At 41.0% G+C, this 25,556-nt stretch carries 23 protein-coding genes and 1 pseudogene; 16 read left to right on the top strand and 8 right to left on the bottom strand.

The features are described 5' to 3' along the window. The first annotated feature begins 287 nt into the window (after positions 1–287). From purD to nblS, 4 genes and pseudogenes are all read left to right on the top strand, one after another. Positions 288–1,586 carry a phosphoribosylamine--glycine ligase gene (purD, locus tag ACFE90_RS10840; protein WP_375500360.1) on the top strand — a complete coding sequence of 433 codons (1,299 nt, stop codon included), beginning with the start codon at positions 288–290 and terminating at the stop codon, positions 1,584–1,586. A gap of 74 nt (positions 1,587–1,660) precedes the next feature. Next, positions 1,661–2,077, top strand: a pseudogene (locus ACFE90_RS10845) (XisH family protein). Next, on the top strand, positions 2,065–2,409 hold the full coding sequence (locus ACFE90_RS10850) for a XisI protein (RefSeq protein ID WP_375500312.1): 345 nt from the start codon (positions 2,065–2,067) through the stop codon (positions 2,407–2,409). The pseudogene ACFE90_RS10845 and the gene ACFE90_RS10850 overlap by 13 nt, the downstream one beginning before the upstream one ends. Positions 2,410–2,723: 314 nt before the next feature. Further along, complete coding sequence (gene nblS, locus ACFE90_RS10855; RefSeq protein WP_375500314.1) at positions 2,724–4,670, top strand: two-component system sensor histidine kinase NblS; 1,947 nt, start codon at positions 2,724–2,726, stop codon at positions 4,668–4,670. Positions 4,671–4,793: 123 nt separating this feature from the next. Here nblS and ACFE90_RS10860 read toward each other — a convergent pair whose 3' ends face one another. Continuing rightward, positions 4,794–5,165 carry a zinc ribbon domain-containing protein gene (locus ACFE90_RS10860; RefSeq protein WP_375500316.1) on the bottom strand — a complete coding sequence of 124 codons (372 nt, stop codon included), beginning with the start codon at positions 5,163–5,165 and terminating at the stop codon, positions 4,794–4,796. Between the two features lie 259 nt (positions 5,166–5,424). Between ACFE90_RS10860 and ACFE90_RS10865 the strand changes: the two genes are divergently transcribed. Then, positions 5,425–6,804 carry an AAA family ATPase gene (locus ACFE90_RS10865; RefSeq protein WP_375500318.1) on the top strand — a complete coding sequence of 460 codons (1,380 nt, stop codon included), beginning with the start codon at positions 5,425–5,427 and terminating at the stop codon, positions 6,802–6,804. Beyond that, entirely contained in the window at positions 6,804–7,520 is a 717-nt protein-coding gene (locus ACFE90_RS10870; RefSeq protein ID WP_375500320.1) for a chromosome partitioning protein ParB, read from the top strand. The genes ACFE90_RS10865 and ACFE90_RS10870 overlap by 1 nt, the downstream gene beginning before the upstream one ends. Positions 7,521–7,714: 194 nt before the next feature. Here the strand turns inward: ACFE90_RS10870 and ACFE90_RS10875 are convergent, their stop codons facing one another. Beyond that, complete coding sequence (locus ACFE90_RS10875) at positions 7,715–8,662, bottom strand: glycosyltransferase family 2 protein (protein ID WP_375500322.1); 948 nt, start codon at positions 8,660–8,662, stop codon at positions 7,715–7,717. 293 nt (positions 8,663–8,955) lie between these two features. Between ACFE90_RS10875 and ACFE90_RS10880 the strand changes: the two genes are divergently transcribed. The 3 genes from ACFE90_RS10880 to ACFE90_RS10890 all read left to right on the top strand — a co-directional run bounded on the left by ACFE90_RS10880 (position 8,956) and on the right by ACFE90_RS10890 (position 12,148). Beyond that, the gene (locus tag ACFE90_RS10880) at positions 8,956–9,378 is read left to right on the top strand and encodes an ester cyclase (protein ID WP_375500324.1); all 423 of its coding nucleotides are present in this window, start codon (positions 8,956–8,958) and stop codon (positions 9,376–9,378) included. Between the two features lie 517 nt (positions 9,379–9,895). After that, complete coding sequence (locus ACFE90_RS10885; RefSeq protein ID WP_375500326.1) at positions 9,896–11,347, top strand: DHA2 family efflux MFS transporter permease subunit; 1,452 nt, start codon at positions 9,896–9,898, stop codon at positions 11,345–11,347. Positions 11,348–11,353: 6 nt separating this feature from the next. Next, positions 11,354–12,148, top strand: a complete 795-nt coding sequence (locus tag ACFE90_RS10890; RefSeq protein WP_375500328.1) for an SDR family oxidoreductase — start codon at positions 11,354–11,356, stop codon at positions 12,146–12,148. A gap of 13 nt (positions 12,149–12,161) precedes the next feature. Here the strand turns inward: ACFE90_RS10890 and ACFE90_RS10895 are convergent, their stop codons facing one another. Then, a complete protein-coding gene (locus tag ACFE90_RS10895; protein WP_375500330.1) occupies positions 12,162–12,944 on the bottom strand; it encodes a hypothetical protein in 783 nt (260 codons plus the stop codon). Positions 12,945–13,106: 162 nt separating this feature from the next. Between ACFE90_RS10895 and ACFE90_RS10900 the strand changes: the two genes are divergently transcribed. Next, a complete protein-coding gene (locus tag ACFE90_RS10900) occupies positions 13,107–13,832 on the top strand; it encodes a gamma-glutamylcyclotransferase (RefSeq protein ID WP_375500332.1) in 726 nt (241 codons plus the stop codon). On the opposite strand, the gene ACFE90_RS10905 is transcribed toward ACFE90_RS10900, so the two are convergent. From ACFE90_RS10905 to ACFE90_RS10915, 3 genes are all read right to left on the bottom strand, one after another. Next, positions 13,810–14,649, bottom strand: coding sequence for a class I SAM-dependent methyltransferase (locus tag ACFE90_RS10905; RefSeq protein ID WP_375500334.1), 840 nt, complete (start codon positions 14,647–14,649; stop codon positions 13,810–13,812). The two genes, ACFE90_RS10900 and ACFE90_RS10905, sit on opposite strands and share 23 nt — an antisense overlap. Then, complete coding sequence (locus ACFE90_RS10910) at positions 14,633–15,022, bottom strand: CTP-dependent riboflavin kinase (protein WP_229494456.1); 390 nt, start codon at positions 15,020–15,022, stop codon at positions 14,633–14,635. The genes ACFE90_RS10905 and ACFE90_RS10910 overlap by 17 nt, the downstream gene beginning before the upstream one ends. Positions 15,023–15,167: 145 nt before the next feature. Continuing rightward, on the bottom strand, positions 15,168–15,809 hold the full coding sequence (locus ACFE90_RS10915; protein WP_375500336.1) for a TetR/AcrR family transcriptional regulator: 642 nt from the start codon (positions 15,807–15,809) through the stop codon (positions 15,168–15,170). 778 nt (positions 15,810–16,587) lie between these two features. Between ACFE90_RS10915 and ACFE90_RS10920 the strand changes: the two genes are divergently transcribed. Next, entirely contained in the window at positions 16,588–17,346 is a 759-nt protein-coding gene (locus ACFE90_RS10920) for a glycosyltransferase (protein WP_375500338.1), read from the top strand. Between the two features lie 57 nt (positions 17,347–17,403). After that, on the top strand, positions 17,404–18,324 hold the full coding sequence (locus ACFE90_RS10925; protein ID WP_375500340.1) for a calcium-binding protein: 921 nt from the start codon (positions 17,404–17,406) through the stop codon (positions 18,322–18,324). 244 nt (positions 18,325–18,568) lie between these two features. Here the strand turns inward: ACFE90_RS10925 and ACFE90_RS10930 are convergent, their stop codons facing one another. Further along, on the bottom strand, positions 18,569–19,066 hold the full coding sequence (locus ACFE90_RS10930) for a GNAT family N-acetyltransferase (protein WP_375500342.1): 498 nt from the start codon (positions 19,064–19,066) through the stop codon (positions 18,569–18,571). Positions 19,067–19,694: 628 nt separating this feature from the next. On the opposite strand from ACFE90_RS10930, the gene ACFE90_RS10935 reads away from it, so the two are divergent. Beyond that, on the top strand, positions 19,695–20,174 hold the full coding sequence (locus ACFE90_RS10935) for a beta-lactamase hydrolase domain-containing protein (RefSeq protein WP_375500362.1): 480 nt from the start codon (positions 19,695–19,697) through the stop codon (positions 20,172–20,174). Between the two features lie 117 nt (positions 20,175–20,291). On the opposite strand, the gene ACFE90_RS10940 is transcribed toward ACFE90_RS10935, so the two are convergent. Next, entirely contained in the window at positions 20,292–21,506 is a 1,215-nt protein-coding gene (locus ACFE90_RS10940; protein WP_375500344.1) for an FAD-dependent oxidoreductase, read from the bottom strand. 223 nt (positions 21,507–21,729) lie between these two features. On the opposite strand from ACFE90_RS10940, the gene ACFE90_RS10945 reads away from it, so the two are divergent. From ACFE90_RS10945 to ACFE90_RS10955, 3 genes are all read left to right on the top strand, one after another. Beyond that, positions 21,730–22,473, top strand: coding sequence for a pentapeptide repeat-containing protein (locus ACFE90_RS10945; RefSeq protein ID WP_375500346.1), 744 nt, complete (start codon positions 21,730–21,732; stop codon positions 22,471–22,473). Positions 22,474–22,777: 304 nt separating this feature from the next. Beyond that, complete coding sequence (locus ACFE90_RS10950) at positions 22,778–24,253, top strand: pentapeptide repeat-containing protein (protein WP_375500348.1); 1,476 nt, start codon at positions 22,778–22,780, stop codon at positions 24,251–24,253. Between the two features lie 112 nt (positions 24,254–24,365). Further along, positions 24,366–25,433 carry a pentapeptide repeat-containing protein gene (locus ACFE90_RS10955; protein ID WP_375500350.1) on the top strand — a complete coding sequence of 356 codons (1,068 nt, stop codon included), beginning with the start codon at positions 24,366–24,368 and terminating at the stop codon, positions 25,431–25,433. The last annotated feature ends 123 nt before the right edge of the window (positions 25,434–25,556 follow it).

Raw genomic sequence — 25,556 nt, forward strand, 5'->3', positions numbered from 1 at the left:
ATATATCGGGGGGATTAAGGGGGGTAATTCGACTTGTGTGTACACCGTAGCTCCTGAAAGGAGAGAGGCTTTGAATCTTACTCCCCAACGCTAGAAGGGAAGGGGCTGGGGGTTAGGTCTGTATTTCATGCAATTGGGAACCGCTATAGCTATATTTCTTGCTGCCCCTGCTCCTCAGCCTTTTTATTTATGAGGGGGCTTGCATAAGTGTGAAAATTAATGAAAAAATTGATCCGCGAGAGCCAAATAGGGCATTCTCGTTTGGCAAGGAACGCACGAGGAAAGCAGTGAAAGTTTTAGTTGTAGGTAATGGAGGGCGCGAACATGCTCTGGCATGGAAACTGTTGCAATCTAAGCAAATTGAGCAAGTTGTCTGTGTACCAGGGAATGGAGGCACAGCAAGTCTGGAACGTTGCCATAACTTGCCCTTAACAGTAGATGATTTTGAGGGCATGAGCCGATATGCTCTAGAAAATGATATCACTCTGGTGATAGTTGGGCCAGAAGTGCCTTTGGCAAAGGGAATCACAGATTACCTCCAAGGCAAAGGGTTAATGGTATTTGGCCCAGTCAGAGCGGGAGCGCAAATTGAGGCGAGTAAAGCTTGGGCAAAAGCCCTGATGCAAGAAGCAGGGATTCCGACGGCACGGGCTGCGGTATTTACGCAAGCAGCAGCAGCAAAATCTTATGTTAAATCTCAGGGAGCGCCAATTGTCGTTAAAGCTGATGGCTTGGCGGCTGGTAAGGGCGTAATGGTAGCTGAAACAGTTGCACAGGCAGAAAGTGCCGTTGATGCGATTTTTCAAGGACAATTTGGCAGTGCTGGTGAATTTGTTGTCATTGAAGAATGTTTAATTGGGCAAGAGGTATCAATTTTAGCATTGACAGATGGGTTAACGATTCGACCCTTGTTGCCAGCTCAAGACCATAAGCGAATTGGTGAGGGCGATACGGGAGAAAATACTGGTGGCATGGGAGCATACAGCCCAGCACCCATCGTTACGCCAGAGTTGATGGCACACATTCAAACAGAAGTATTAGAAAGAGCGATCGCAACCTTACGAGCTAAAGGTATTGATTACCGAGGTGTACTGTATGCTGGGTTGATGATTGCACCCGATGGCGACTTGAAGGTTTTGGAATTTAACTGTCGCTTTGGCGATCCAGAAACCCAGGTGATTTTGCCACTGTTAGAAACACCTCTAGAAGAGTTGCTTCTAGCCTGTGTACAACAGCGATTAAGTGAATTGCCACCCATTGCTTGGAAAAAGGGAGCATCTGCAACTGTAGTTGCAGCTTCAGGTGGTTATCCAGGAGAATATGAGAAAGGCCAGGTTATTACTGGCATTAGTGAGGCAGAGGCAACCGGAGCAACAGTATTTCATGCAGGTACAAAATTGAACCAGCAACAAGAAATAGTCACAGATGGGGGTCGAGTATTAAATGTGACTGGAATCGGAGAAAATTTTGAGCAAGCGATCGCTCAAGCATACGCAGGTATCAAATATATCCAGTTTAAAGGGAGATATTACCGGAGAGATATTGGGCATAGAATGGTCAGGCTAAAGCAGGGGGAAGCTCTATAAGTATCCAATCTGATGTCAGCTTTAAGGCTGGCACTGATTTCCATCAGGCAGTGAGGCTGACTTATACTTAAGCTATGCCCAAGTTAGACATTATCCATAACGCAGTAAAAAATGCACTGATAAAGGACGGCTGGGTGATTACGGACGATCCCTACATAATTCAGTATCGAAAAACAATGTTATACGCTGATCTCGGTGCTGAACGCCCAATTGGGGCTGAACGAGATGGGTAAAAACTTGTTGTTGAAGTGAAAAGCTTTGCTGGTGCATCAAAAATACAAGATTTGAAAGAAGCTCTTGGTCAGTATGACATCTACCGTTATCTTTTATAGGAAACAGCGCCAGACCGTAAACTTTACCTTGCTGTTGGTACGATCGCTTATAAAAGTTTTTTCAACCAGGATGTGATTTAACTCATCCTCCATAAACATCAACTTCCACTCATTGTTGTCGATACAGAAACAGAGGAAATCACACAATGGATAAATTAACTGAGTATCCCAAGATAATTAAGCGGATCTTGACGGAGTATATAGAACTATGTAACCGTCGGCCTAACCGAGATACGGAAACATTTTTGATTATGGATGAGCCAAAGGGTCACTATATTTGGATGAACCTTGGTTGGCAAAATGGCGAACGTATTACTGGTATGACCGTCTACGTTCGGATTCGAGATCGCAAATTCTGGATTGAGGAAGATTGGACTGAAGATGGAATCGCAACTGACTTAGTTTGTGCTGGTGTTGCCAAGGAAGATATAGTGTTGGCATTTCATGAGCCTAAGATGCGGCAGTACACAGATTTTGCAGTCGCATCGTAACGGTGGCGCGTCGGGTTTACTAGCAGCCGCTAACCTAAGCCGGAAAACTAGCCTAAAATCACGACAGGTTGAATTTTTGTTAGACTGCTCATCTGTGCGTAACCAACAGTTACAAAAATGGAGTTTAACGCCTTAATCCTCAACTGGATATCAACTCGGATGCTTGAAATGAGGTAAATTCGTTAAGACTACCTTACATGAATATCCCCTTGAGTTTCCCATCTCTCCCTCTCCCCTAACATATTTATTAAATTAACTGTTAATTTTTTAGTTGTTGGGTTTTATAACAAAGAGTATTAACAACTTTATTTAAGATGCTAAGTCTGTTTAAAACAATTCGACATGCGATCGCTAGTTGGTGGTCGGAATTCACACTCCAGACCAAATTATTGGCTGTGGTCACAATGGTAGTTTCATTAGTGATGAGTGGTCTGACCTTCTGGGCTGTGAATACAATTCAGCAGGATGCGCGGATGAATGACACCCGCTTTGGCCGTGACTTGGGGCTGCTGCTTGCTGCCAACGTTGCTCCCCTAATCGCTGACAATAATCTGACTGAGGTTGCCCAATTTTCTCAACGCTTCTACAGCAGCACCTCTAGTGTGCGTTATATGCTTTACGCTGACGAAAACGGGGAAATCTTTTTTGGCATTCCTTTTTGGGAAGCGGAGGTAGAAAACTCTCTTACCATTAAACGGCGGATACAACTGCCAGAAGATTACCCTGGTGATGGGGAAAAGCCGATGGTGCGGCAACATACAACCCCAGATGGAATAGTCACCGATGTATTTATTCCCCTGATTGTCAATAAAAAATACTTAGGTGTATTAGCGATCGGTATCAACCCCAATCAGACTGCTGTCATCTCCACCAATTTTACCCGCGATGTCACCATTGCCGTTTTTATTACCATTTGGGTAATGGTGATTTTGGCAGGAGTGATAAACGCCTTGACCATCACTAAGCCCATTAAAGAACTGCTGGTGGGAGTGAAGCAAATTGCTACCGGGAATTTCAAGCAGCGCATTGATTTACCTTTAGGGGGCGAACTGGGGGAGTTAATTTTAAGCTTTAATGAGATGGGAGAGCGATTAGAGCGCTATGAAGAACAGAATATTGAAGAACTGACCGCAGAAAAAGCCAAGCTACAAACCCTAGTTTCAACGATCGCAGATGGTGCTGTGTTGATTGATAACAACATGCAGGTGATTTTAGCTAACCCCACAGCAGAGCGAATTTTTGGCTGGGAAAACGCTGGTGTGGAAGGTAACAACTTGTTACATCACTTGCCACCATCGGTACAAATGGAAATCGCTAGCCCTTTGTACGAAATGGCAGCAGGCAAATGCGAAAGCGCCGAATTCCGAATTTTTCTTAACCAACCCACTCAGAGGACGATCCGTATTCTCTTGACTACAGTACTTAATGTACAAAGGGAAAGCATCAAAGGCATTGCGATTACCGTCCAAGATATAACCCGTGAGGTGGAATTAAACGAGGCAAAAAGCCAATTTATCAGCAACGTTTCTCACGAACTGCGAACGCCTTTATTCAACATCAAAACCCATATTGAAACTCTGCACGAATACGGCGAGAACTTAGATTTACAGATACGGCAAGAGTATCTACAAACAGTAAATCATGAAACTGATCGCCTGACTCGTTTAGTTAACGATGTTTTAGATTTGTCAAAACTCCAATCTGGTCACAACTACAGCTTCGATGGCGTAGATTTAGCCCAAGCGATCGAGCAAACATTGCGTACTTACCAACTGAATGCTAAAGATAAAGGTGTTGAACTCATTCAAGAAGTTACTCCTAATTTGCCCCTGGTAATGGGTAATTATGATCTGTTAGTACAAGTGTTTGGCAACCTAATTGGTAATTCTCTTAAATTCACAAAAGTCGGTGGTAAAGTGGCAATCCGCGCCTACCAACTAGATTTTAAACCCAATCCAACCCAATCTTCTCCAGTGCGGATTGAAATTTCCGATACTGGAATTGGCATCGCCACAGAAGATCAACGCTCAATTTTTGAACGCTTCTTTCGCGTAGAAAACCGAGTTCACACCCTAGAAGGCACGGGTTTAGGTTTATCGATTGTTAGAAATATCATTGACAAACATCGTAGCAAAGTCCATCTAGTGAGTGAAGTCGGCATTGGCACCACTTTTTGGTTCGATTTAGCCGCTTTTGACGAAAAAGCGCCAACCATATTGATTGAACCTATTGCTGAAGCATCCAAAATTACAACAGTTTGAAGCTTAGGGAGTAGGGAGTCAGGAATGGGGAATGAGGGATGAGGGCATTAGGCAATAATTAATAGTTCTTCTTCCCCTCTTCGCCCTGCTACCTCATCTCCCATACTCCCCACTAAACACAAATCAAGACCTTAATATAACGAACAACAAACAGACCAATAATAAACCCAAAAGTAACAGCAAAGCCTGATTGCGTTTTACCCAACTTTTTACAGTTATTGCAAAACTGTTAATGTAACGCTGCTGTTCCAACTCTAATTTTGTCTGTTCAATATTTTGGTAGAGGGTACAGTCTTTGGCGTAGGGACGCTGAGGAAAATTGCAAGTATCATCAGCGTGATAAGTGCAGGTATCGCACAGATACCCGTCCCCAGTGGCGCGGTGCAATGGAATACCGGGATGACCGTAAGCTTTGAGTGTTGTCCGACAATAGGGACAACTAATAGCTTGACTATCAACGAGTTGATGGCAGTGGGGACAAGATACAGTAGCCAAAACCTTTAGCGCAAATAGGTAAACACTTTGATTCTATCCATTTACAAAGATAATGGGGAAATACATACGTAGCCTGTTACTTTTGAATATGCCTAGCTCTCAGAAGTGATTACTTTACCAGCAAAAGTACTAATTTTATGATAATTATTTATATCTTTGTAAGTGATTTATATCACTCAACATAATTAAGGCTATGTCATAATCTAGCAAATATCAGGTTTTATCCCAAGTCCAATAATTATTTAGAGGTAAAAAAATATTGCCTTTTAATCCTGAGCTGTGCCGTAACGAAAGCGAAGTTGAAAGCAAACTCATAGTGCAATATTTGCTACCGCAGCTAGGTTATACTCCTGACACCTGGCATCAAGAAGTTGCCGTTGGTAGCATCCGCTTAGATTTTTTAGCATTTGCCGCACAAGTGATTCCCTTTGTCTTAGATACCAATTCGCCGTTGAGTGTCGTCATGGAGGCAAAGCATCCCAAGCAAAACTTAAATCATCATGTCCCTCGACTCAGGCATTATTTAACCAGCTTGAATGTCAGATATGGATTGTTGACCAATGGCAAAGAGATTAGAATTTATCAAAAATTGCATACTGATATTCAATTAGTATTTCAGTGTTCTGGGAAGGACGTTGAGACGAAATTAGAGAATATTAAAGGTCTAATTGGTAGAGAGAGGCTAAAAGAAGGACAGTTAGTAGATAAACCAGAAGTTCAAACAACTGAAAAAGATTCAACTTTTGAAACGAAGATGCAACATTCAATGAAAACAATTGCAATCTACCACAACAAAGGCGGCGTTGGTAAGACTACTGTTGCAGTCAATCTTGCAGCAGCATTACGTAAGAAAGGTAAAAGAGTACTTTTGATTGATATAGATTCTCAGGCGAATACTACTTTTGCGACAGGATTGATCAAGTTTCAATTTGAAGAAGATGATAATTTAAGAGAGCGAAACGTGTACCATTTATTAGAATCAGGAGATTTTAATTTTATTGCAGAATTAGTGCGTACATCTGATTATTTCAACAATCCAGAAATTGATGTTATTCCTTCACATATTACATTGATTGAGTCTCAAGATAAACTAACTAAAATATTAGCTAGTAGGAGCAGGCTAGTAACAAAGTTAAAAAAGGTAGAAGACAGCTATGATGTTGTAATCATTGATACTCCACCCTCTAGAGATTTGTATGCTGAAGTTGCACTGATTGCTACTGATTACCTGATAATTCCATCGGATTTGAAACCCTTTGCTAACCAAGGTTTACCAACGGTCAAAAATTTTGTTAATCAAATTAATGAATCCAGAGAAATTATGGGTAAACCGCCCATTAGTATAATGGGTGTTCTTGCTTCTAAAATCTCAACAAATGCTAAGTTTTTACAATACAATTTCCCCAAACAGAGAGAAGTAATTTTAGAGCGTTATCAATTGCCACTTATGGAAGCTGTAATTTATGACAGAACAGCGTTATCGGAATGCATGAATCAAACTCTCCTAGTTGGAGATTTAGAATATCCTGACCCTAAGTCTATTATTAAATTTGCCGAATTAAAAACTTCTGCTCAAATTTCTGCTGAAGAATTTAATGTATTAGCAGATGAAGTTATCCAAAAAATAGGAGTGAATTAATGATTAATTTTTCTTTGGTAGACGTAAAAAGTATTACTTCTAATGAACCTCGTTCAAATTTTTCAGAGGGTGATTTGGAAAACCTCGCAGACATAATTATAGAAACTGGAGGAATTATCAGACCATTAGTTGTGAAAGTGACAGGACTAGAGAGCTATACAGTAGTCGATGGACATTTTGAATATTATGCTGCTGTCAGAGCACGAGAAAAAAATCCTCGGCAAGCTGAGATGGTTAATGCCTTTGTCATCGCCCCAAAATTAGAGGATTTAGTACTAAAGCAAATTGTATCTCTCCAAGAAATTGATTCTTCTGGTAAAACAGTAACACCACAGCCTGAAACAACAAAGTTAGAACCACGTTTGGCAAATCTAGAATTACGTCTTGAGAAGCAATTCAATGAATTTAAGTCAGAATTTATACAAGAAAGACAGAGAATAGATAGTCAGTTCAAGCAACTTGAAAATCTTATTCCCCAAAAGCGTGAACAGAGTAATCCACTTAGTTTATTGAACTCTTTGGATAGAGACGAGTTATCTAGAAAGTTACAACGCTCTAGGATTCCTGGGGCGGAAAAACTTGCAAAAGCTATAGAAGATGCTCGACATAAGAAACCAAAAAAAGAGTTTGAAGATTATCGTGATGTAGTAAAATCTGTTAATAACTTAGGTGATAAAACAATTTTGACTATTATTGATGAGTGGTCAAGAAGTTAGTAATTAGTAGGTTGGGTTGAACGAAGTGAAACCCAACAATTAAGGCTTAATGTTAGGTTTCGTTCCTCAACCCAACCTACACAGTTTAAAGTTATTAGAGCTAACTGAACTGTATTAGGATAAGTTATTTACAGTGTAAAAACCCTGCATAATTTTCTCTGCACTTTTACGTGAAACATTTCAAGAACTATTTTCTAACCCCGCACCTGTCGCAGTGCATTAAACGCCTTACCTCGCAACCCAACTGGTAACAACGATAAACTTAAACCAGTCCAAGCTTTAACAGCCGAAAAAGACTGTCCCGCTAAAACTAGCTCTCTGCCTTTTTGCGTTTCCCCCTTTTCAATTAAACGCAAACCTAATAATAATTGCGTTTCAGTTAGACGATTTTTCCTGATTTTTTCTATTTTTTCAGACTCAAATTTATAACTTTCTAAATACCGGATTTTATCAAATAAATAAGGAATGGCTCGATTGATACCTTGCTGCTCTGCATGGGAACGATATTCCATCAATAATTCTGGTAAGTAATAACCTTTTTTCCCAGCCAAAGCCAGACGCACAAATAAATCATTATCCTCACAATTTTGCAGATTTGGCTGCATATATCCTAATTCTTGCAATGTTTTACGGCGGAATAATGTCGCCCCAACTTGAAAGCTTTGCTGAATAAATACAACCTCCAACAAATTATCTACAACACCTGTTGGTAAAGTCTTTCTGCCCCAGCGATGAGAATTTTCTTGAGTTTTTACCTCATCCCGCACATTGTTAATATCAATGATCCAATGGTCTGTACCAACAAAATCAATGCTAGAGTCTTGGGTAAGAATAGCTGCGGTACTTGCAAGAAAATCGGGTGTTAGCCGATCATCATCATCAAATTTAATAAAATATTCACCACTGGCTGCATCAAAGCCAGAGCGCATATTATTACTTTTACCAATATTTTGCAGATGACGGATATATTTAATCCGGTGATCCGTATACTGTGACATTAACTCAGGTGTGCGATCGCTAGAACCGTCATCACAAACAATTAGCTCAAAGTCTTGCTCAGACTGATTGAGTACACTGTCAATGGCATAAGGAAGGAGATGAACACGATTAAAAGTAGGAACGCAAACAGTAATTTTAGGCATATATTATACTATTTTAGTAAATATAGTAAATAAAATTGTATCCGCTCAGTTAGTAGGGGTAAAGAGAAAAATAAAAAGGAACATTGGTATATTTCACAAATGATTTAAGATTGGTATAGTTTGCATGAACATTACCTGTTGTTTGTTTGCATTGGTAAAACCCGTGCTGTTCTATCGTTTATCTCAAAAATTCCCTGTGCCCTTGAGCATTGGATTAAAACACTCAGCCCGCAGTTAATCACTGATAAATAAATACTATTTTTTTTTAATTTATAAGTAAAAAAGGAGTAGCAATGTCTGGCATTGAAGACAACAAAATAATTGCTCGACGGTGGATAGAACTCATTAGCGAACATCGGATTGAAGATATCTGCGATATGACTGCCCCAACTTGGAAGATGCACGGTGGTTTACCTGGGCTTCCTCCAGGGCCAGATGGGGTACGTAAACTCTTTGGTTCATTTGGGGCTATCGAGCAGAAATGGACAATTAAAGACGTAATTGCTGAAGGTGACAAAGTGGTAGTGCGTGCGACTAATACCTGCACTCAGGAAAGTTTCTTTGGAATACCTAGTTATGGCCGTGAACAAACATTCACGGCTATCTTCATTCATTGGATTGTTGACGGGAAAATAATTGAAACTTGGCGTAACGCTGATGATCTTGGACGAGTTCTTCAGCTTGGGGCGCGGATTGAGCCAGGAACGTCTGGGTAATAACTTTAGAGACTTGCTAAACAAATGGCGAGTATCTTCAGAAACGCGCGAGGCGTGAAATTCACTGCATGTAGCAACGCCAATACACCTTGGTGAAATAGTAAAACAGACACAAAGCCTGCAATAAATGCTAATGCAAATCTAGATAAGGCAGCTTTTTGAGCCATTGCTTATACGAAAATCTCTAGAGCTTGCTTCTTGGAGTTGTCTATGATAGTTTGCTAACTAGCATAAGTACAAAAACTCTATCGAGTCACCGTATTTTGTTGAGTATTATAGTTGAAGGAGTCTGGAGTTAAGAGTATCTAGGTACTCTATCAAATATATGACAAGTAGAAAAGCCAGTCTTACCGACTGAGAAATTAATGCTTCTGAATTTTTCAATTTATCTAGAACATTTCTGATCAACGAAGCACCTGCTGCGATCGCTGTGAACAAGTAGTGAGAATAGCACTCTACTATAAATATACGTATGCAAACTATTCACAACCGTAAAGTTAAAGCCGGAGGCTAAACGTTGGCACAATTGCAAGCACAACCTCTGCCTTTATCAGGCTCTCAAAAAAATTGGGCCTTGCTCGGTATCGGACTTGGAGTGTTCATGTCCACCCTAGATGTGGGCATCATCAATGTTGCTTTGCCCACATTGGTACAAGCCTTTGATACCAGTTTTCCTACGACCCAATGGGCTGTATTGAGTTACCAGTTGATCAGTTCCGGTTTAGTTTTAGGGGCAACGCGCCTGGGGGATATGTGGGGTAAGAAGTCCTTATATCAGGCGGGACTTGTTCTGTTCACTTTCAGTTCGCTGTTGTGTGGTTTTGCACCTGGTATTGGCTGGTTGATCGGCTTTCGGGCACTTCAAGGATTAGGTGCTGTGTTCATTTCTGGGCTTGGTTTAGCAATTATCACAGAAATTTTTCCCTCCTCCGAACGAGGTCGGGCTGTTGGCGTTATCGGTAGCGTAGTGTCACTGGGAATTGCTTTTGGCCCTTCTGCTGGCGGACTGCTCCTGAGTTTGTCAGGCTGGCATAGTATATTCTTCATCAATGTACCCTTGGGGATCATAACTAGTTTCTTAATAGCTCGCGTAGTGCCGCCTTCTGTACGCATCCAGGACAAACAGAAATTTGATTTTTTGGGAGCGATATTGGCTTTATTGACTTTGGGTAGTTTTGGGCTGGGTATGACGCTAGGGCAAAGCCAGGGCTTTAGCAGTACTAATGCATTGGTATTATTAGCGATCGCCATCGTCAGTTTTACAATTTTTTTGGTGGTTGAAGCGATGGTAAAGCAGCCGCTACTAGAGTTACACCTGTTTCGCAATCTCCAGTTGAGTATGGGTTTGCTAAGTGGCTGGCTAGCATTCATTGTTATTGGCGGTTCGCTACTCATCCTCCCTTTCTTTCTAGAGCGCGTCAAGCAGTATCCAACGGTAAAAGTGGGACTGCTACTAGCTGTATCGCCTCTGCTTAGTGGGTTAATTGCCCCACTAGCTGGAATACTTTCAGACCGCTTTGGCGCTCGAATGATTAGTTCTATTGGGCTGGGGTTGATGATTGGCGGCTGTCTGGGCATTAGCACTTTTGATGCTCAAATTACTGAGCTAGGCTATGTGTCGCGCTATTTTATTTACGGTATTGGGCTGGGTTTATTCCAATCGCCCAACAATAGCACTGTAATGGGATCAGTCCCGAGAGAGCGGCTAGGAATTGCTTCTGGGCTACTGTCTTTGTCACGTACTTCAGGTAACACAGTAGGAGTTTCTGTAATCGGAGCAGTATTTGGAACGTTAATTGCTAGCATGTCTGCGGGTGCAGATGTCTCTGTTGCCCCTCGTGAAGCGATCGTTGCGGGGTTCCAAGGAACTTTTCGCTTCGCAGCCCTAATACTTTGTGGAGCAGCAGTTGCATCCGTTTTGAGAATCAGTAAGAGGCAGGGGGCAGGGGGAGCAGGGGAGAATAATTAATGCCCAATGCCCAATATTCAATTATTAATTACTAAGGAGTTAGATAATCGTATGACAGAGAAATTAGAGGGAAAAGTAGCAATTATCACTGGGGCTTCAGCCGGAATTGGAGAAGCAACTGCGATCGCCTTGGCTTCAGTTGGAGCAACAGTAGTGCTGGCTGCTAGGCGTGGCGATCGCATTCAGGCGTTGACAGAACGTATCGAAGCTAGTGGTGGCAAGGCATTGCCCATTGTTACTGATGTGACTGACGAAAGCCAGGTAAATAACTTGGTGGCAAAGGCAAATGCAGAATTGGGAAGGGTTGATATTCTTGTAAATAATGCAGGGATTGCCTTACTAGGAACCATTGAAGCAGGAAATAGCTCAGACTGGCGGCGATCATTTGACCTCAACGTATTAGGACTGCTATATGCTACTCATGCTGTTTTGCCTCTTTTGAAAGCACAAAAATCGGGGCATATAGTCAATATCTCCTCAGTGGCTGGCCGGACAGCGCGGGCGGGCGTCGGTGTTTATAATGCTACCAAATGGGGTGTCAATGCCCTCTCAGAAGCATTGCGCCAAGAAGTCCACAAGGACAATATCCGTGTCACCATTATTGAACCAGGTTTGGTGGATACGGAAATTGACAACCAAATAACTGATCCTGTTGCCAAACAACGGATCGAAGAACGACGCAAGGCAATTACGCCTCTGCAAAGCGAAGACATTGCTGCTGCGATCGTTTACGCCGTTACCCAACCACCGCGCGTTAATGTCAACGAAATTCTCATCCGACCAACGGGACAAGAACATTAAACAAGCATAATTCTTACCTGCGTTGGCGTACTCTTAAAATTGCGCCTGAAACACCGAAAGCTAATATAGCCAGGGTATAAGTTGGTTCAGGAACAGCAATAATGCTCACCCTGTTGATGGCAAAAGCCCTATTTAACTCAGAAGTGCTGAAAACGAGTCGTGAGATGTTAGCAGTTTCACTGCGAATCCCAAGGAACAATGCCGAATTATCTAATGTGACTGAAGAAGTCCCCGGTACTGAGAAAGTACCCAATAGGTTATTGGCACGATCAAAAGCTGAAACAAACGTGTTGAATTTTAGAATATCGTCTACAGCTATTTGAGTACCAGCACCGAAAACAGGCTGATCAAAGCTAATGGTTAAAGGGCCCGGGTTGCCAATTGCAGGAAAACCACTTCTTGGGTTAAAGCCTGTGAAGAGAAGAAAATCACCATTAGTGAAGTTGGTCGGAATGCTTTTGGGTATAAAAGAGGTTTGAAAAACAAAAGCTGGGCTAATACCAGCATCGCCAACTTGAGGTATATTTACACCCAGAGATAAACCGCCTTCGGATACTGCTGAAAAAGAGTTAGGCAAAAATGCCGAAGGATCGGGAGCAAAGGGATTGAATACTTTACCCAAACTTGACCAATCAATTCCGTCATTGCCTCCGAAAGCAGCACGACTAGTTACTAATGTAACTGCTTTAACTGGTAGTGGGAAAACTGCTATTAAAGTTGTAATTGCTAGTTTGGTGGCAATTGCTGGTAAATATTTGATTGAGAACTTTAATAATTGGTTTGTCGCAAATGCCACAAAGCTTACTCCTTATTTCGTAGATTGGCATCATCAAGATACTGCTGCCTATAGTTAGGCTTATCGTAAATCCTACGGGAAAGGGAGTTCTATATTAATTAATTTATCTTAAAGTTATAGTGAAATTACTGAAAATTTACATAAAAGGAAATAATCTAAATTATGTCACTGAGTCGTAGCGACCTCGAAGCTGGAAATGAACAGACGAGACTCTTAGAAGCATCACACGCTGGAATCAAGCTAACAACTGTGAGCGAAGATGAGTTACAGCGATCGCTCCATGAAACACTACAACAGCAACCGCCAAATTCTGATATCTGGATATTTGCCTATGGTTCGCTGATTTGGAATCCCTTAATGACATACGTCGAGCGCCGTGCTGGGATCATTTATGGTTGGCATCGGTGCTTCTGTACATGGATGATCCTCGCTCGTGGTACTCCAGAAAATCCGGGATTACTCTTAGGACTTGATCGAGGCGGTAGTTGTCGTGGCGTTATTTATCGAATTGCAGCTGCTGATGTCCCATCCGAATTACTGCTGATTTGGCGGCGGGAGATGTTGGGTGGTGTCTACGTTGCTCGTTGGGTAAAAGTGTTTGATGGTACGCAAGAATTCCAAGCGATCGCCTTTGTTGCCAATCGCCAACATCCCAGGTACGCTCATCAGATACCATTAACAACTACTGTAAATAGTATTGCCACCGCATCTGGAAAATTGGGATCTTGCGCTGATTATCTGATGAAAACTGTTGAGGGATTGATGGCAGAAGGCATTAAAGATAGACAATTACTCTTGTTACGCAAACAAGTGTTGGCAAAACAACAAGCGCTTTTAGTTAGTGGCGATCGCTCTACTTTATCGCCTATTTACGAGCAACAGCCATGATGTGAGCGCTCATTCCCAATATAGAGGGTTCGGTTTCTAACCAACGAATCGCTTCTAAAAGGCGATCGCGGCGACCTAGCTCATTCCAGTGTTCCTGAAAGTTTTGTAATAACCAGCCTGGCCCTTCAATCGCTAAAATCTTTTCAGAATGTAAGCCCGCTTCTTCAACCTCTGCTCTGAGTTCTTCTGGATGATGAAAAAAGGTTTTTGTAAAGTATTTAGGATGGTTGTTTGGGTTGCGGTGTTGACCATCAATTAAATCCTGTTTAACAATCTCTACAAACTCTGGATCATCTAAATGTCCTTGAAATAATCCATCTAAGGTTGAAGCAAAGCGAGAAACTCCCACCGCGAAAGCGAAACCTCCAGTTTTTAAGATGCGATAAGCTTCACGCAAAGCAATAATCCGATCTGTGCGCTCAGTCAGATGATACAAAGGCCCAAGTAAGAGAACAGCATCAACAGTATTATCCGTTCGATTCAGTTGCCGAGCATCTCCAACTGCCAAACTAGCTAAAGGATATTCTGGTTGAGCTTGAGACAAATGTCGGGCTTGCTCTATGTGCAAAGGAACCGCATCAATGAGATGGACTTCATAGCCCTGTTGAGCAAGCCAAAAAGAATAGACGCCAGCGCCACCACCAACATCGAAAATCACTGCGGGTGGAGGTGGTAGATAGCGGCTTATAAGTTCTTGGCTTCGAGCCAATTCCAGCAAACCTGCACCTTTTGATAACCGCTTTTGCTCCCTACCACTCGCGTAATGGATTGACGCTTCATCTGCAAGCAGATTGTTTAATTCAGATAAATCTGACATCGTGAATCTCAACTTCAATTAAATCATTATCTTTCAGGTTATATAGCTCCCGAAGTTTAACGTCGCAAGCTATCTCAATAATTGTTTTTGGATGATCTCCACTCTCGGTGTTATTTTTGTCTGTTCTTAAGATAAAAGCATCTCTGCCAAATATCTGACAGGGAACAATGCTAACAGAAACAGTCCCTCCATATTCTTCCTTTTCCAGACGAATTACATTTTTCGGGAGATCGTAAGGTTGTTCTAGCTGAATATTTAAAGTTCCAGGGAAGAATTTCATTCCCGTTTTTCTCAAGTAATATTCTTGGAGTTTCTCAATCCAATAAGAAAAGTTTCCCAAACCACTGACAACTTTACCTTTTAATATTTTCATATATATTTATTTTTGTAAACAGATTGATGAATTTTAATTACTATTAATATCGATTGAACATAAATTGTATTCAGTAGCTAATGAGCGCTAAAGCTGTTGCCTCTTGAGTCGTTTTGGTTAGGAGTTACGCAGAAATAACTTACCTTCAAAAATCATTGCTTACAGCCGTATTAACAACTGAAAACGGAGTGGCAATGATACCGCCCACAAAAATATCTACGCAGGTTTCGATATAATCCTCACAGCTATAGCTGGCTTGATTGAAATTTGCACTACGGCATAGCATTCCAGCTAATAGCATTCCTTTAAACATATCAACTGCTGGGAATAGATCAAGGTCTGCTCTAACAGTGCCTAGTCTCTGACTCGATTGCAGGTAAGCTACCAGTTTTTCCCCTAGGGGCTTGGCAGCTTCTTGAATCACTTGTTTTGCTGCCTCAGGATGACGTTTGGCTTCTCCAATGAAGGTACGAATTAAGTCTTCCTGTGCCTCTAGCATAGTATTGTAAAGATGGGCATACTGTATTAAATCAATTTTTAAATCCTGCGTCCACGCTTGGGGGTGTGCAAGGGCTTCTGTCTGGAGTGCCAAAGCGTTTTTGATGACTGCTCCCAAAAGTTGTTCTTTGCTAGCAAAGTGGCGAAATAAAGTTACCTCATTCACACCAGCAACACGAGCTATTTCACGGGTAGTTGCTCCTTGAACACCTAAACTAGCAAATACCTGCGAGGCGGCTTCTATCAAACGTGTACGGGTGAGAGCTGATGACCGGATGGTTTTATTCATTTATGCTAGCAAGTACTTACTTCCATAATATGTTATGTGGAAAAAGCTGTCGCAACTTGGGTAAAAATAATCTTAATACCACGATTTTTAAAAAACAGGTGATTAAAAATGTAAATATTTTCCAGATAGCTGCATAAATTTCCTAGCTACCCCTGATAAGTCATTGAAGTTCTTTCACCAATCTAATGGTAGAAAGCACTTCTTAAAAAGCTTACCCCATCTAAGTTTCAGTCTTAGCGTACAATTTCCGCGGTTTGGCACGGTCACGCCTATGCTAGCCGTTGAATCACTTGATGGTAGCCTGTCTCACCTTTGCGCTCTAAAATTTCATCGCTTTTTAAAATCTGCAATGCTCAATTTTTGTGTCTCTAACTGCTTTGGAGGTGAGGGTCAGAAGTTCAAAACTTGATCAGTCCTAGATATTACAACTTTATACAGAATCACTCGCGATTCGCTTGCTTATTCGCATTTTAGTCTTTGTTACCAATGGGATTTATTGTCTGTGACTTCTATAAAACAGTCCCTGTTGATCTGGTTACTCGACTTTTTGTGTTCTAAGCTAAATTTCGCAATATGAATTTATAACTTCTTAAATGACCTCAACTCAAATTTAGTAGTTTTACCGTTGTTTAGAGATAATTACTATGAGGTTTGGAGTTCCTAAAATCAAATACTTTAGTAAGGTGTAAGTGTTATAATCTGATTTCATCATTCATTTTTTTAATGCGTACCCACTCAGCCCAAAACTTTTATAGCTAACAACTTTTTGGTCTAGCTTATGACACTAGCAATTTCCATTGTTATGACTGTCTATAACCGGGAGCGTTACCTTAGTAAAGCAATTGAAAGTATTTTAAGACAAACTAGGAGAGACTTTGAGCTACTGATTTGGGATGATGGTTCTACAGACCACTCTGTAGAAATTGCTCATAGTTATGCCGCCAAAGATCAACGAGTCCGAGTATTATTAGGGGAACATTTAGGACAGGGGTGCGCCTTAAAAGCGGCATTTGCTGCGACTACTGGAGCTTACATTGGACAGGTGGATAGTGATGACTTCATAGCACCAACAGCTCTTGAGGAAACTGCTGCTGTCCTCGATACATATCCAGAAGTAGGTCTTGTATACACCAACTACACTGTTATCGATGAAGAAGGCAGGATTAAAGGAGAAGGAAAACGTTGCCAAATTCCATACTCTAAAGACCGATTATTGGTTGACTTTATGATCTTCCATTTTCGATTAATCCGTCGCGTAGTTTATGACCAAGTGGGCGGTATTGATCAGTCATTTGAATCTGTAGAAGATTATGATCTTTGTTTGCGGCTTTCTGAAGTCACGCAAGTAAAGCAAATTAAACATCCACTTTATTATTATCGTACCCACAACAATAGCTTGTCTCATCATAAGCAAATCGAGCAAATACTTTTAGCACAAAAAGCCATCTCTTCTGCATTAAGCCGACGCCAGCTATCTGATCGCTTTGAAGTCAATGTGCAGCTTACTGGTAAATTTTCTTTGCAACAGAAGAAGTAAATTCTCGATTTCACTACTGATTTATCAATTCAAAACTCAAATATCTAAGGAAGTACAATGGCAACTATCCCCTATGATTTTACCGTCAATAACTTGGAAGGGCCATTAACTGGAGAAACATTTACAGGTTTTTTCAGTTACGACGATGAATCTGAACCTGTAGGATTTGGATATGGTTCTGAGGAGTTCATCTTAACAGATTTTGAATTTAGTTTTAATGGATTCACATATGGTTTAGATGATGTGACTAATAATTTCGGTGATGTTAAGCCAAAAGAAGCTTTCTGGGTAGGTAATGTTTTCCCCGAATGGGGTTTAGATAGTTTAGCTTTGATTACGGAAAACCCAGTAGGCATTGAATTTGGTTTATCAATTTTCTTGGAAAGTCAATCCGAATTTAGATATGGGAACGTTGGGAGCGGAGTCGGAGTTAATGAGGGGAAGGTAACATACACTTTAAAATATCCGATTAATCTAGTAGAAAAAACTATTAACGGCAGAGATGGCAACGATTCTCTTATTGGCAGTCCTGGTAATGATCAACTCAACGGGAGAAATGGCAAGGATATACTCATAGGTCTAGCAGGCAATGACATTCTCAATGGCGGCAAGAATCGTGACATTCTCATCGGGGTCAATCCCACTTTTGTCAATCCGGGACACAGTGAGATAGATATCTTAAATGGCGGTAATGGTAGCGATACCTTTGTATTGGGAAGTATCGATCAAGTTTACTATGATAATGGTAATCCTAATACCCAAGGTCTGGGTGACTATGCCCTAATTAAGGATTTCGAGAAGGTAGATACTATCCAGTTAAAGGGTGCGTCCAATGATTATCTCCTGAATAATACTTTTACAATAGGCTATAATGCTGGCACGGCTATCTTTCTCAAAGACAATGTTAACGAATTGATTGGATTTGTGGAAGGCGTTACAAATTTAAATTTAAATAGTAGCAATTTCAGTTTTGTTTAATCTAGCAGCCTGCCTTTCCTAAAATTAGGTATCACCGTGCCAAAAAAGGTTTTTTGTACGCTAAGAAAATTTCAAGTGCCGGAAACGACTATTTTTCGTTAAAACTAGATCAAAACTAGCAGCATAACCAGAGTTTTTTCCCCAATCTAATGGTATAAAGCACTTATTGAAAAGCTTACCCCCATATTAGTTTCAGCCTTAGCGTACAATTTCCCCGGTTATTACAGTGACGCCCCTCTCAAATTTATTTCGGTGCGGTAGCTAATGTTTTACTCATTTTAGTAACAGGGACAACTACTCCACTTCTTAAATAATGAGGTGATCTTTGGATGGCAGTAAATCCCAGTCGTAAATAAAACCCTTCAGCATAAAGACTAGCAGTTGTAATTACCTTATCTACACCTTGCTCAGTTGCTTCATCGCAAAAATGTTGAACTAAAGCACGCCCGATTCCTTTACCTTGATATTTAGGATGAACATATAGTCCGATGAGTTCGTCAACAATAAAACTAGCAAAACCGATAACAACATCTCCCTCGATCGCAACCCAGAAAGTTTCCACTTTCATACTCTTCAAGATATTTGAACCATCAGGTTTGTCACGGTTATTACGCCAAGCTAAAAGTTCTTTTCGGGTGTAGAAAGTTGCAGGTAGAGCTTTGATGGCAGCAATATGAATTGCACTCAGCACCCACGCATCTGTTTCTTGGGCAGGCCGAAGAGATATTTCGTTAGCGTTCATAGGTTCAGGGCTGGTATTCAGATTACATGCCTGTTTTACTTTTTAGTATATTATGAGAAATTTTAGTTGCGACGCCGAATAGCCCGCACTTCTCTACTAGACGCTGCGCGTAGCTTGCTTCTCCGTTCGCGGAGCGTGCCGTAGGCAAGAAGTAGGACAGAGCTACGTGACCGTCGTAGACATCACAACACATCAACTAGCCAAATTCTTTACTGATCTTAGCAGTTTGCAATTAAGTCACAACTCGCTGGACAATCTATCGTCTGATCATCCTGAAAATTTTGGTTCGCATCTATAACGCAAGCAAGTACAGCCGCACGGGAAGTTTGGGGATAACCACTGACTGCACCCTGTAATTCGATCGATGACAACTCCTAAACTATAAGCTACGGTAATTTTATACGCAAAACCTATAATAAGTTCTAAACACCATTAACCCTATCGATAAACCGTATATTATGGATAAAGCAATAAAATAACCAGCTTCAAAATCTGTATTTTGAAGTAATCAAGCAATATCTTTTGATATTTGGCTAATTTTGCGGTGCTTATTTGAATATCTTCTTAAAGCTTGCTGATTCGACTATTTACCAAGCTGGAAGCTATTAGAAATTGAAAAGGAGTGAATGTGATCAACGCCATACAGATTAACGAAAACTTGACAACAACAGGACAAGTTATACCAAAACAGCTTGAGCAAGCTATCCAAGAAGGTTTTAAGTCCGTTCTAAATCTGCGATCGCCAGATGAGCTAGGATTTTCTAAGGATGAGCAAAAAGTAGCGGAAGCATTGGGGCTGCATTATACAAATGTTCCACTCAAGGTGGATTTAAAAAATTTAAATGAAGAGGCTATTACCAAAATCCTCACGACACTCGAAGAAATTCCTAAACCAGCAGTGGTACATTGTGCAGCCGGGATGCGATCAACTGGAATTGCGCTCTTAAGTATTGCTATCCAGGAAGGATTAACGCCAGAAGAAACTTTGGCAAAAGCTAAGAATTTGGGTTTTGGATTCTTTGAACACGCTGGTGTTAGTCCCCGGCTGAAGCAATTATTTGTGGACTACGTTAACAAACATGCGAAAGTAGCTGTGCCTACTTGCTGAAATACCGAGTTTGAAAAACCTCTCCCTGCCTTCAACTGTCGTTAAAGTCTGTCCCTCTCCGACTCGGAGAGGGGCGTTTTTGCGTAGTAAGACCTTTTTTTACTCAGGTACACTGCGCTAACACACTTTACTCTTGCTACTTGGAAGGTTACGAAAGCGTTCCATGAAACGGCAGTCAATCCAATTTTTGTAATGCCACAATAGTTTGTGAGGTGGTAAAGTAAAAGCGCCTCTGGTTGCGATTGCTCGTTCGTCTCCTGTACCAATTAAACTCAAATATTGTTTTTGTGGTCTATAGGGTTTGAGCGGCTTACCTAATAAAATTCGCTGCAAATTCTTAAATAAAGGTTTACCTTGCCTAACAGCAAATACCCCAGCTTTCGGACGCGGATGATTTACCATTGTGGCAATATCACCAGCAGCAAATACTTGCGGGTGCGTTTGAGATTGCAACGTATCTTTTACCAAAATAAAACCTTGCTCATCAGTTGCTAGTCCAGCGCTTTTTAACCATTCGGGTGCGGATGCTTGTGTTACCCAGAAAATTTTATTACACTCCACTATCAAGCCAGATTCGCATTTAATCTCAAATATTTCTTTAGTTTCCCTGTATGGTGTAGGTGCAACTTTACACACAGTTTCCCCAAGATGTAGCTTAATATCTCGCGCGGTTAAAATTTGCTGAATTTGATGGCGCACTGATGAATGGTAATTGGGCATCAGTTCCGTGCCACGCTGGAATAAATGAACTTCAAGATTTTGAATTGGTTGTTGAGTTTGACGTAAAATGCGATGTAAATGAGATTGCATCGACAGCGCCAATTCTACACCGCCAGCGCCACCACCCACGATCGCAATGCTAATTGGTTCTTGAGGATTTTTACCTACAGCTTCAATTACTTCATACCAATGTTCCAATAGCTGCGATACTGGTTTAGCTGCGATCGCATATTCTGCTGCACCTGATACAGACACTGTGGCTGGAGTGCTGCCAATATCAATAGACAGCACATCAAAATCTACCACAAGTCCGTTAGCACAAAGAACTTTGTGATTTTCCAAATCTAGGGCAACTACTCTGTCAATATACAGATGTGCTTGAGCAAACTTAGCTAAAGGTCGCAAGTCAATATGACATTCATCGTGGCTATAAAATCCGGCAATATGTCCTGGTAACATTCCAGAGTAAGCTGTATTTTTGGCTGCGGTAATCAACGTCAAACGGACACCAGGTAAAGGCTTTCTCCCAAACATTTTCAGGGCAATTGCATGGCTGTGACCGCCACCAATCAGCACTAAGTCTTTAACTATAGGCTGTAATTTTTGCTGCATTGAAGTAGTTAATAACAATACTATTTGAGTTGTAAGATTTTTTTGTTGCCTAGCGTATCTAGTAAAAGAAGGCTATCCTTTATAATTATTGGTTTTCATAAATTCTTTATGGATGCTTTATCATAGGCATCAATTAAAATTATCATGATCGGGTTAATTGATAGTGAAGAATGAAGAATAGTGAGTACAAGTAATTTTTGAAACCTCATTTTATCACTTAGTAATGTTGACAGTAATTATTAATGCTTTTCAGAGCATAAAAAATATTTTGCCGACAAATAACGGACAGCTATCGAAAATATGTCTGAGGATACATGATTTTTATGGAAAAGTTAACCAAACTCAGCATCATTCGTCAAAAGAAAGTTTAAGAATAGCAATAGAAGAACTAGAGAATAAGACAATAGAAAGCAGTCTCGCTGTAATTAACGATTTAGAGCAAATTGCCCAAAATCATGCACAGTACCACTGGATAATTATGGGCATTCTTACTACTTTTATACGAGAAAATGCTCCTTATATGCCCCAAGAAAAATTAACGAGCAACCTGTCAACAAAACTTCGTGTAGATATTCAAGCAGCCCTTACCGTTATCGCTAGAAGAGATGTAAATAAAGACCCAGAGAATGAGCAACTTGATTTGAGTCACACGGACATAAGAGGAGCAAATTTAAATAGGGCGAACCTAGAACAGACAAATCTTTATCAAACTAATCTTGCTGGAGCTAACCTCACAGAAGCTAATCTCGCGGGAGCAATTCTCAGTGCAGCTAACCTAGAAGGTACTAACTTATATTTAGCTAACCTAGAAGGAGCAATCCTCAGTGCAGCTCGTTTAAAAGGAGCTAACCTCGAAGGGGCTAACCTCCATTGTGCAAGCTTATATCTAGCTGGGCTGAATGGGGCAGTTCTCAATAATGCCATACTCGATGGGGCAAACCTTAGAGAAGCTAAATTCTCTGAATAAAACACTCGTATCGCAAGGCGGAAGTCAAAAGGAGCCAGTGCGCCCTTGGGGTGCCGACTTCCCTACGGGAAAGCAAGCTCCGCTCTTAGCGTTAAGCCAGGGTAGCAACGGTTCTTAAAAGTCACGCATAATTGTATTCTGAGCTTCTTGCGCCATTTGAAATAGTATGTACGATATAGTATATTCCATGTCATTAACTAGTTAATTGAGTGTCTTGACACCTATTATAATTTTCTGCTAAATGCTATACTATTTTTCCTCAACATCTAAGTAATAATTCTAGGTTGTAAGGAAAATCGTTACCATGTCTTCTAAAAAGACAGACGCTCTTCTGAATTGGTTGATAACTATAACAGTTATATTTGGCTTCTCATTGACTGTAATTTTTTTTGTTTTATCCAGTATTAAAGAATTGTCAATTCAGGAAAAAATTCAGTATAGAAACCAAGCAGTAACAACTATTGCAATAGTTTTTCTGGCATCGGCAGTTATGTTTAATACTTATTATTCAGCAAAGCGTGCCCAAGCGATGCAGCAAAATGCGATCGCAGCTGAGAAAAACCTGGAAATTGGCATTCAAAATGCAAAAGTTAATCAAGACAGATTAATTTCAGAGCGCTTTATGGGGGCAATTGCCCAGCTTGGTCATGAAAAAGTTGAAACCCGGACAGGCGCAATTTATGCATTAGAAAGAGTTGCTCAGGATTTTTCCAAAGAACACTGGACAATTATGGAAATTCTTACTGCCTTTGTGCGAGAGAATACACCTATCCAGCAGGTAAAGGTAGAGCAACAAAACCCGGAATATCAAGAAGCAGCTTACTCAGGTAGGCGTAGAGGTGGGTCGCCTCCGATACAGCAGTTGGAGCAAAACCTTCATGAAGAATTTCCAAAAATCCGCACTGATATTCAAGCAGCTTTAACTGTCATCGGCAGACGTAATTTACTCGAAGACCCAAAAGATCAAAAACTTGATTTACGTAATATCGACATTAGAAGGGCAGACCTGCTAGGAGTTAATCTGCAACAAGCAGACTTACGTGGCTCTGACCTAAGTGGCGCTGACCTACGTGGAGCAAACTTGAGTGAGGCTGACCTAAACGGCGCTAAACTCGTGAGGTCTAATTTCTATGAAACCAAATTACTAAAAGCTAGCCTTTGTGGAGCAAACCTCTGTTGGGCTAATCTCAACCGCGCTAATCTCAGTGGGGCAAACATGCGTTCAGCCAACCTCTCTGGAGCAAGTCTGCGTGTAGCTAATCTGCAAGGAGCAAACCTGTATAAAGCTAACTTACAACAAGCGACCTTAAAAATGGCCGACCTCTCAGGGGCAAAGTTATTTTTAGCTAACTTGCAAGGAGCAAAATTGGGTAAATCCAATCTGTACATGACGGGTTTGATTGGTGCTAACCTCTCAGGGGCTAACTTGAATGGAGCCAACCTTTCTAGGGCTAACTTGAATGCAGCCAAACTTCACCAAACAGAAGTCTATTTTGCCAACCTTTCAGAAGCCAGTTTAACGGAAGTTGACCTTTTTCAAGCAAACCTCATCGGAGCCAACCTGTATAGGGCGACTTTTTATCAAGCTAACCTGACTCAGGCAAACCTGATGGGAGCTAACTTTTCAGAAGCTGACCTGAGTGATGTCAAACTGGAAGGGACAATTTTAACAGGGGCGAAAAACTTAGAGTTGCACCAGATTGAAAAAGCACTTGGCGATCGCACTACTCGTCTACCTGATTATATAGAAGCACCGACAGATTGGCGACAATCAAGTTGAGTTATCACAGCATCATTAGTTATTTGGGCGCATTCTACCAGTTTCACTTAATGCTATAGCTTTTACCAAAAGTCTCCGGAAATATTTGGGAGATGAGGAAGAAACATAATTTATGTCTGATAATAAGACAGACACACCCAGAAATTCGTTTATACTTCTAATTTCATTTTTTGTATTTGCACTATTTATTATTTCATCTGTTATGGTCGCTCACTTTGTCTGGGATATATCCCCATTAGATGAACGACTAAAAAATGAAACGGAAGCGTTAAAAACTACTGCGACAATTTTCGGTGTAATTGCAGTGTTTATCAATGCTTACTATGCTGCGAAGCGTTGGGAAGCTATGGATAAAAGTGCTGAAGCTGCAAATAAGACTGCTAAGGCTGCGCTCCAAAATGCCCAAGCTGCACAAGACAAGCAAATCACAGAACGCTTTGCCAAGGCTATTGAACAGCTTGGAAATGAAAAGATTGAAGTGCGATTAGGTGCAATTTATACTTTAGAGCGAATCGCCAAAGATTCCAAAGATGATCACTGGACAATCATGGAAGTCCTCACAGCTTTTGTGCGAGAGAATGCGCCTGTGAAAAAAGACAAGAAAAAAGCAGAGAAGGCAAAACTGTTAATCAAGTCAGAGGAGATAGAGCAAAAACCAAAACTCAAGACGGATATTCAAGCAGCCCTTATCGTTATTGGACGGCGCAAGTCTGAGAATGACCTGGAAAATAAGAGACTGGATTTACGTAATATCGATATCAGGGGAGCAGACCTCACGGAAGCCAATCTTAAAAAAGCATTATTCAGAGGAGCCAATCTGGAAAATGTGTTTTTAGATAAAGCAGAATTACAAGAGGCAATCTTTATAGAAACTAATATGACAATGGCAGACCTCAGAGGAGCCAAGTTACAAGAGGCAAACTTGATGCAAGCCAAGTTACAAGGGGCAATTTTCTTGCACGCAAACCTCTACAAAGCAGAACTATCAGCAACTAGCTTAGAAGGAGCAACCTTTGCTGGAGCAAATCTCCAAGATACAAAATTCATTCGTGCTGCTCTCAAAAACGCAATCCTTCAGGGTGCCGAAAATCTACGACAAGAGCAGATTGAAGAGGCAATTGGCGATCGCACAACAATCTTACCGGAAAATCTTCAACCACCCAAACATTGGAAAGCTTAAGTTTCACCCTTTGAACCTCAACGTTGAGCCTTTGAACTCGAATGTTGAGTCTTTTAACTCGAACGTTGAGCCTTTTAACTCCAACGTTGAGCCTTTTAACTCGAACGTTGAGCCTTTTAACTC

The organism is uncultured Nostoc sp. (assembly GCF_964245445.1).
In the GTDB taxonomy this organism is placed as follows: Bacteria; Cyanobacteriota; Cyanobacteriia; order Cyanobacteriales; family Nostocaceae; genus Nostoc.